Annotated in this window: 5 protein-coding genes and 1 pseudogene; all 6 read right to left on the bottom strand. The window is 36.0% G+C overall.

The window, feature by feature from the left end; genetic code table 11:
• Positions 1 to 696: 696 nt before the first annotated feature.
• Positions 697 to 860 (bottom strand): annotated as a pseudogene (locus ACROAE_RS20260) (helix-turn-helix domain-containing protein); the annotation flags it as partial.
• A gap of 155 nt (positions 861 to 1015) precedes the next feature.
• Positions 1016 to 1897, bottom strand: coding sequence for a DUF4189 domain-containing protein (locus tag ACROAE_RS20255; protein ID WP_432406026.1), 882 nt, complete (start codon positions 1895 to 1897; stop codon positions 1016 to 1018).
• A 227-nt stretch (positions 1898 to 2124) separates the two neighbouring features.
• Positions 2125 to 2925 carry a lipase family protein gene (locus tag ACROAE_RS20250; protein ID WP_432406023.1) on the bottom strand — a complete coding sequence of 267 codons (801 nt, stop codon included), beginning with the start codon at positions 2923 to 2925 and terminating at the stop codon, positions 2125 to 2127.
• A 238-nt stretch (positions 2926 to 3163) separates the two neighbouring features.
• Entirely contained in the window at positions 3164 to 4156 is a 993-nt protein-coding gene (locus ACROAE_RS20245; RefSeq protein WP_432406020.1) for an alkaline phosphatase D family protein, read from the bottom strand.
• A gap of 1198 nt (positions 4157 to 5354) precedes the next feature.
• Positions 5355 to 7055: a hypothetical protein gene (locus ACROAE_RS20240; protein ID WP_432406018.1), complete on the bottom strand. Its 1701-nt coding sequence runs from the start codon at positions 7053 to 7055 to the stop codon at positions 5355 to 5357.
• The gene (locus ACROAE_RS20235) at positions 7052 to 7813 is read right to left on the bottom strand and encodes a site-specific integrase (RefSeq protein WP_432406015.1); all 762 of its coding nucleotides are present in this window, start codon (positions 7811 to 7813) and stop codon (positions 7052 to 7054) included. The genes ACROAE_RS20240 and ACROAE_RS20235 overlap by 4 nt, the downstream gene beginning before the upstream one ends.
• Positions 7814 to 7925 lie beyond the last annotated feature (112 nt).

Genomic DNA, 7925 nt, shown 5'->3' with positions numbered 1-7925 from the left:
CTGTTGTATCAAAGCAGCCCAATCTTGATGTGAACGTTTAGCCATGTTAACTCCTGATTGTAATTATTAGTCGTTAAGATAAAGGCTCGATGAGCGCAGTTGAAGACGTACTTGCCCGGACGCATACGTAACACCATGCGGGTGTAATAGGTACAATTTGTGGCTCTGAATAGGTACATATGTCTCAGTCATCCGTTTTGGGTCTGAGAATATGATTTTTCAAATGCTAGAAAGCAAAAAAGCCATTGATTATCAATGGCTTTTTCACTTTAGAATGTGGCGGAGGGATAGGGATTTGAACCCAGACTCTCGAATTAAATAGTTTAAATAGTCGTTTAAATTCATTTGGTTGCAGAGTTTTACATCTTAAAAACCTGCAATTGCTAACTAAGATTGACTATATTCCTGAAGTTGAAAAGAGTCAATGACTATGAGCCTTAAAAATGCAAAATTGATGCATCTAAATTTTAATCGTAATTGCTTATAAATGAAACAGCTGTGTGTAATCTCAACTAGCTCTAATCAAGAATAGGGAAGACCTAATTCGCATGAGTATTAAATTGGCAAGCGTAGTGATATAGGCTTCATTAAGTGCGCAGCTTCACTGTCAAACCCGCCTATTTATAAACACCAGGGCTGTAAACCACTTCTAGCGATAAATGAGTTTTTTATATTTGGATCTCGACGATTATTTTATATCAGCGGATTAATAACCCTTCTTCGACTAGTTCTTGATAACGATAAAAAGTATCTCGTGATATGCCCATGATTTTATAGGATCTTGAAAGGTTATTGGATTCTTTAGTTAAGTTTAATAAACCCGCTTTTTGTTGAATTATTGGGTTGTTAGTGTGAAACATGAGAGTTACCTTTTTTTAGTTTTAATTAAAGATCAAACACCTTTATAAAATGGGTAACTCTCAACTTGGCAAGTCGATATGTCAGATTAATTCGAAACTAATACAGGTTACTTGTATTGGATTACTATCAACAGATACTATGACGGGTCAGAGGTTTAAAATCCTCCCAGGTCCAATATAGTATACCCACCATTTTTTTGTTCATAATATGTGGCAGAGCTCTTCAACTGCTCATATGTCATATCACTATTATTCATTATAATTATACTGGCATTGTAACCAAAAAAATTAAATTTGTCATGGGACCACATCTTCATTATATCTTTATGATACTCGCTCTTTTTACGAAAGTTATAAATAGGATGTTTATGTATTACATTATTAACGAAGCGTTTGATGATTGGAGAATTATCAGGTGTGTGAAAACTTCTAGGTGTTGTTAAATAAGTTCCACTATGTACCTTTCCAGTCACCTTCTTAGAATATAATATACTTGGAGTATTTAGTAGTCCATATTCTAATAACTCTTCATGTGTTGCATATGTCCAGCCTACAACTTGAGCCCATCCCCCCTTAGAAAACATATCTTTTCCATTTTCAATATCTATTTTGATATTAACAAAAACTTTAACTTGATCATTGTTAATTGGAGTGCTTTTGGATTCACTATCTTTACTTTCTTGAGCCCAAACTCTGATGATTGGATTCTTTGCACCTCTGCTTTTCGCTTCTTCTAAAGCAATTTGCTTTGCTCTTACAGCTGAATCAGCCCGGCCCCAACTCCAGATATTGGATCCTTTACTCTGATCCACAGCATAAGCAGCAGCGCCACCATCGAATGAAAAAACTATATAGCAATTTTTACCACACTCTTCGAGTGCTCTTTTTTCAGCTAATTGAATTGTAGGATAGTCAACCGCCCAACCATATTGAGAACCTTTGTTTTTATCAATTGCTAGTGATCCGTTTGCAAATGATTCTTGGAACACCAAAAAATTAAACAAGATAAATAGTAGTCCAAAAGTGTTATTTTTCATATTATTTCCTTTATTATTAATTAGTTATACATAGAAATCATTGAGATTTATGTTGACGCGTGATTATCGCTCGACTATAGAAGCAACTAACTCCTTGCTCTGCAGCACTTACTGGTTAATTCCAAACCCTGTGGAATCAATTAGTGGTAGTCAAGTATAATTGGCCCTATATAGTGTGTAGAGCAACATTTCTCTGCCCAAGCTTAAAATTAAGTATCACAACCTCTTCATTCATTTTTCTTCATTAAAAGTTTACTCTTTAAGAAAAGAGTTTTATGTCTAATATACTTTTCCATTTTGTGATCATAAATGAAGGCAGTAAATGCATGTTTAAAAATTTTTATTATCTTTCGAAACCAATGCACATTTTCAAAAACCTCATCATTATGTATCCATATTTGTCTTCCAACATGCTTATAAAATGGCCCTGGAAGAAAAGTAACTATATCCAAACCTGAATTAACCCTAATCGTTTTACTATCTAATAAATATGATTTTTTGAAACCCAAAAAACCTACTGCAGGCTGCCCGAATGTCATAACATTTGATACTTTATTCTGATATTTGTCTTGTAATTTTGCAGCCGAAAGCACGGCTAAAGCGCCTCCCAAAGAGTGACCAGCTAAAACAATATCCTTCTTGGAAGCTTCGAATTCTTCGAGGGTCTTTTCTAATATTTCAAATAAATTAAACACTTCTTGATTTTTAGGATATTGGTTCAAAGCTTTTAAAAAACCTGAATGAACAAATATTTTTTTACCGTTGATCATTGTTGTTTTAGGTTTAATGTTAAAGTTTATCAACCAATCGGATAATACATTTGTACCGCGAAAAAAAACTCCAACTTCCTCATCATTTGATAAAACACGTAAAATACCAGCACCTTTTTTGTTACTGATAATTTTCTGATGTTTGTAACCACTCAACTTTTGGTTAAATAATGGCCTATAAACTGCATCACATAAAATTGCATAATGCTCATATGACAAAATTTCACTTTCTTTAACTTCCTTTTTAACATTTGTCATTTTCATAATCCTTGATATTAAAACAGTTTTATAAAGCTATTAATATAAGAACATACTTGTATTAATAGCTTCAGTATAGAATCACAATTAATTAGTTTGATTCTTAAATTTTTGTTTGTTCTGCCTGACGTCGAAAACAGCGTTGCCATTTATTGCGCCCAGCCCATAATTACTGCCTCTGCTTATGACTATATCCTCAGCAAGTTGTGGCTGTAGTCACATAAATTTTTTAGTCTTATCAAAGTAATTGGTAGGTTTTACTTTTAATTTTTTGTATACCACCGACATCGTTGATCTTTGCTTTATTAAATTGAACACTAACTTGATTTATATCAAATTCTATTACTCCCCAATTATGACAATCATCAAAATCAGAGGGTAAACCTAAATAATTAATTGATATTCCAGATGATATTATTTCATAGCAAGGACGTTTAAAATTAGGTTTTAAAAGTTTATTTTTATGGATATCGCCAGCTACATAAAAGACATTACTATTTGAAGCATCTACAGCTTGAGAAAAAACATCATATTCTTCTTCGTATTTAGACCAGTTCTCACTCCCCTGAGTCAAACTAAGACCTGCGCATATAAAGGTATGAGGTAAATCGTGTTGCATTTTTTCTAACAAAAACGTCAGTTGTTCAACTCCAAGCATACTTTTTCCTTCTGACGCAGATGTGAACTCATCTTCTCCATCAGAATGAAGATTTATTCGTTCAGAGTAACTGCGATTATCTAAAATAATAAACCTTGCAATAGGATTGTTCTCTGGCAGATCCACATAACAATAAATAGGAGAATTATCAGGCTCTGATTGCCCTAACACCCATTTTTTAAATAAATTAGTTGATGCGAGCTTTTTGTCATCAGGTACTTCATTACCGCAAGCATTATCCCATGCAAAATCATGATCATCCCATGTGGCAAATAATGCATTTTTATTTCGCATTTCAGAAATCAAACTCTTAAAGTTGGGTACTGAAAACTGTTGTGAGTATTTAGCATTCATCTTTATTTCAAAAGCTTCTAAGCTTAATTTTTCAGGCGAACCGACAGGCTCTTGACTAAAAAAACGAACACCATAATCCATATAAATATTGTCACCTAGAAGAAATAAATAATCGGGGGAAACATCTTGAATTGCTTTCCATTCAGGTTGTTTAAGATCATGAGGGATATGCGGGAATGCTTCATAACGGCAACAGGAGGCAAATGCTATTTTAATCATAATATTCTCCTTAATAAATTTTAGAATAAATCCAATATTGAACTTGGCCTTTAACGGCACGCTAAATTTTCAAGAAGTATGGGAATGAACAAGTATGTCTTTCTGCTGGGAGGTTCAGCTCAAATAACACACTGTCCAAACAACATACTGCTCAAATAACATACTGCTCAAATAACATACTGCTCAAATAACATACTGCTCAAATAACATACTGCTCAAATAACATACTGCAATTCAGCTTAAACTACTAGCTAATGATAAGGGCTTATCATTAATAATTGCCAGTAAGGAAAGTGCACGCAGATTTGCAAGCTGAATTGCAAGTGCATAATTTGATGCATGAATTTAAATTATTTAATTCAAAATTACGAAATAAGTTTAGCTAACTTCCACCTTAAATGATGAAAAGTACGTCTAACATCTATACTTTTTCGCTTTTGGGACAATAACGAAATGGTTGGCACAGTATTATTAAGAGTATGCACTTGTGTCTTTTGAATTTGATTTTTTCACATGCGCAGCATGTGGCTGTTGGGGTTAAGGGGGCTCCCCTTGCCCGAGCTTGTATCCGACCTTTTTGGAACAAAAAGTGGGATACAAGCGTACCGGGTTACGTACTGGTCCCACATAATTGTGGGCTGCTTTTTGCTTCGCAGTCACTGACTGCGAAGCTGTATTTTTTCGCACTCAACGAGTGCGAAGTTAAGGTCTTTTTAGGCTTAGCCTAAACATTATCACGTTGTAAAAAACAAATGGCCATGCGGGTTTTATACTCTCACCATCTACGGTAATTTCATTTCAACACTAATGGGCTTCAAACATACATGTTGTTCAAACCTCAATTTATCAAATCGATATTTTGACTATTTCGCCTCATCCGTTTGCTCTCTAAAACGACCACTGACATGTTTAATGCCGACACTGGCAGCGTAGTGCCATCTGTGGCAGCAGTGCTGCCAATTAGGGCTAGATAGCGCAATTGACACCAACTACACTCCATAACTCGATACAAACATAGCCTTATGCTTTGTCGTTAGTTTAGGCCTGACATTCGCAGCGATTAATAAAAAATCGGTCATCACTTTAAAAAGTAATGACCGATTATCTGCTTATTTTGCGAGCAAATTATATTGTATTAACTCTAATCTGAGAGAATACGGTTAACGCATCATTTAACGAATATTGAACGCGTGCTTTATCACATATCCAATGAGTCGTTAATCTGACTGTCTTTGCGTGTTAACGCGTTTTCAAGCTCTGTATCGCCAGTATTATTCGTGATTTTTATTAGTGTTTTTCTGAGCTCTGCTGGCAAATCTGCACTAAAGGCTTTAATGATATGTTGCATGAACTCCATCGCTCCGGCTCTTCCTTTTAGTATTAATCGATTATTCATGTGTTCCAACATTTTGTGTATTGGATACAATGCCTGAGTTGTCATTACGCTAAGTCTATCTAAAATTGATTGTTTTTCAGCTATGGCGCTATCTAATTCTGTGTGTTTTTGCTGTTTAAGCAAAATCGATGCATCTAATTTCTTTTCTTCCTTTCTCTTTGTGCTTAAACGCTCATCAACTTCTTGCTCAAGCCGTATTTTTTTACTATGTCTACGCTGATTTTGTTGAAAAGCTATCTCTTGCTTAATACATTGTTGCTCAAGTGCGTCACCTTTTATTATCAAAGTCTCACAATTTTCACTCAAGTAAACGACTTTGCTCTCTAAATCATCAACCGTTTTCTTTTGCAGAGAAACTTTGTCATTCAAACTTTTAGACTTATTTTCTAAACTATCCACGTCCTCAAGTAAACGTGTGTGATAGTTGAATGATCTATCGCGCTTCGCTAGCTTTGCTTCTTTACGCATTTGCATTCGTTTTTCAGATTTACGGACAGATTCTGGATGGAAATCAGCATTGATGCCCTTCGGATGAAAGAAATGTTCATTGACGAACTCATAGAACATCTCTTGCATATGCTTCGCCACATCGCCTGCTTGTTCACGATTCAAGCGTCCTTTCTCAGAAAGTAACTCGGCATCGACACCTTTGCGATCAAACAAAAATGCATTGACGTTTCTGATGTGTGCTAACCGTAAATCGTATTGATGCGTTGAAGCATTTTTCCCAGAAATGAAAGCATGAACATGACCGCCAGTTATTTCACCGGGTAGTCGTTCATCATGATGTAACACCATGAGTTTAATTGGATGATCAGGATAATAACGCTGTAAGAAACTTTTCATTGCGTGCATCATTTCTTCATTGCTCACAATGTCTGTACCTATCTGATTATTTATAGGGATTTTGAATAATAATTCTTCAAAATTGACAGAGTTAAGTGAATTAGGCTTATCTAACAATGCATTGTGGGCTTTGATATAATTCACCAATTGCTCAACTCTCTGAGCTTTACGCTTCATATCAAGTAAATTCAATCGATATGCAGCATGATGCACATTTATTAAGCTATCACTCGAAAAAATTTCATCGACTAACTCAATACCTTTCTTACAAAAATGACCTGCCTTTATCCACTCTTTAAGTTTGTTTTTTGAGCGTGCTTTGTCTTGCCCCAATTTACGCGCATCAGCACTCTTCATTGTTTCGGGTTGCAAAATTTCGAACATCATTTGCTCTCTTTGCTCTTGTGAAAAGTTATCTAGAGGGACAATTCCATCAGGGGTATCAATCAAATTAGTGTGCGATAGCGAGCTATCCCATTCAATTTCGATCTCATTCTTTGAGCGCATCAGCTTCTGTGACTTAGTCAAATACTTTTGTTTAAGCGCCATTTCTTCTGTGAGACGTAATGAATGAAACAAGGTAGCTTTGCCAGCTCTGCGCCCCTTGTCATTAAATGCATAGTTAACAAATGCAAAGAAGAGAGTCGTTAATCTCATATCAACGTCTCCCGAACACTCTGACTCAACAATCGATTGAGATACTCTGTTATCAAATTGGGGTGACTAATGAGCAATTGCGATATCTGTTGCTCTGACAGCTGAATATCAGTGTTCGCGACTGTGTTTGAAGTTGCTTTAACATCAGATGTGTTTTCATCGACATTTATCGGCTCATCATTCTGTTGGGGTGTAAAAATACCACTGAATTGCTGCTCAACTCTATTAACAAAGTCTGGCGCATCTGCACACATCCAGCGTGCATAATGAATGTCAATCATCGCAGTGCTTTCGTGCCCTAGTTGTCGGGCTATCCATTCTTTTGAGATGCCAGAAGTCAGCGCTTGGCTTGCGAAAGTATGCCTAAGTTGTCCTGCGCCGCGGTGCTTAACATTGGCAGATGACAAAAATGGGGTGAAAAACGTTTTATTGAACTGCTTGGCGCTAATAAACGGCTGATTTGTCTGAGTGTTGTAGAAAACGAGTGATAAATTTTCGATTTTTTTCGTTTTATTGTCGCGCTGAAGCACTGAAATCTTTCTAGGTTTGCGATGTCCAGTTATCAGTTTTTGTTGTGTTAATATATACATAGCAGAAGCACATAACTCAACTGTGCGTTGTGACCCAGGCGTTTTTGGTGTTTTATATTGTTTATCAACTAACGCGATTTTGACTTTGAGTTTTGCATTAATAAAGTCAATATCTTCCCAACTTATGGCAAGCAACTCACTTATACGAAGTCCAGTATTAAGCGACAATTACGGTGGCCGGTCTAGCGACAATTATCTTGGCCGGTTGATCTGATAAGGTTCGGTACAGCAGAACGGAGGAGTTCACTGTGCCGGGAACACGAATCACTGATCAGCAGGT

It is taken from the genome of Shewanella sp. MF05960, assembly GCF_050849305.1.
In the GTDB taxonomy this organism is placed as follows: Bacteria; Pseudomonadota; Gammaproteobacteria; order Enterobacterales; family Shewanellaceae; genus Shewanella.
Note: the sequence above shows the minus strand (reverse complement) of the source record. Positions and strands in the feature narration are given on the sequence as shown.